Source organism: Pseudoalteromonas sp. Ld20 (assembly GCF_045064175.1).
In the GTDB taxonomy this organism is placed as follows: Bacteria; Pseudomonadota; Gammaproteobacteria; order Enterobacterales; family Alteromonadaceae; genus Pseudoalteromonas; species Pseudoalteromonas neustonica.
Genome location: NZ_JBISHB010000007.1, coordinates 1 through 1,317, shown reverse-complemented (window position 1 = coordinate 1,317; position 1,317 = coordinate 1). Strand labels below are relative to the sequence as shown.

The window sequence follows — 1,317 nt, the reverse complement described above, 5'->3', positions numbered from 1 at the left end:
TCTTCGATAATGTTACGCCACTGCTCAAGGCTACGTGTTTTTCTCATGGCTATCTCCTAATTGAAATTAAGAAATAGCTTAATCGGTTTGATGAGCTATTGGCAGGTGCACTTTGCTAGACGCTTACAAAGTAGAGTCTTTATTATCTGAAGTTTTTGAAATGGAAGGTCTTTCTTACCACATAATTACCTCTCGAGCTAAAACAATTGAGAGTGTGAAAGGAAAAGTATCAAAAGATAAATATGATAAACCTAAAGAGCAAATCCAAGATTTTTCTGGAATTAGAATTATCACTTATGTGGAAGATGAAATAACGAAAATATGTGAAGTAATAGAAAAGTCATTTCAAATAGATCTTGCGAATAGTTCAAATAAAAGTGATGACTTAGGCATTGATAAAGTGGGATATAAATCAGTCCACTATATAGCAAGTTTAGATAAAAGCAGGTTAAAATTACCAGAATATAAACAGTATGAGGGTAAATGTTTTGAGATTCAAATTCGTACAATATTACAACATGCATGGGCAGAAATAGAGCACGATAAAAATTATAAGTTTACCGGCAAGTTGCCACCAGATATAGGCAGAAGGTTCAAAATATTGTCTGGCGTATTAGAAATGGCGGACAGAGAGTTTAATAATATTTCAAATGAAATTGATTTGATTTCGAAAGGTACTTTAGAAAGTACACAAAAAGGTGATTTTAATATACCTATAAGTTCAACTACGCTAACTCAATTCTTATCAACAAAATTTCCATCTATAGAAAAAAGTGGTTATAAACTCATCCCTGATACTGATGGGATTGTCATAGGTGAAATGGAAAGGTTCGGTTTAAACACATTAGAGGATTTTAATAATATAATCCCTAATGATTTTGACGAAACCTTCATTTCTGCAATTGATGAGGATGTATATGAATTTGGCTTAGTGAGAAGACTTTTAATCATTAATGATCATCACAAATACTTTACACAGGCAAACACTCAAAAATTTGATGTCTGGTCACCTACAGCAAATGATCAAAAGGAATATGGTTTTTTTAAACATTATGGTATTGACTGGGACGATATAGAACAAAATTTCAACGTGAAGATATGTGATGACGAAAGCTAACAAGTCATTAAAGCAGGACAAAAAACAGTTGGTTTTTGCTCGTGCCTCGCTTATTTTAACCAACTATTTTATTGCCTCTTAATGAGGCGTTAGTGCGTCAAGCGAAGCTTGATGCATCTTGCAGGGTGCAAGTCCCTGTCGGGTAAGGTTTAACTCACCACCCGTATCGAGTGTTGCGCCTATGGCGGAGCTGAATTTTT

General features: G+C 34.2%; 1 protein-coding gene. It reads left to right on the top strand.

Translation table 11 applies throughout. From position 1 onward, the window contains the following. Positions 1-112: 112 nt before the first annotated feature. Complete coding sequence (locus ACJJVX_RS00150; protein WP_405629457.1) at positions 113-1,117, top strand: GTP pyrophosphokinase family protein; 1,005 nt, start codon at positions 113-115, stop codon at positions 1,115-1,117. Positions 1,118-1,317: the final 200 nt, after the last annotated feature.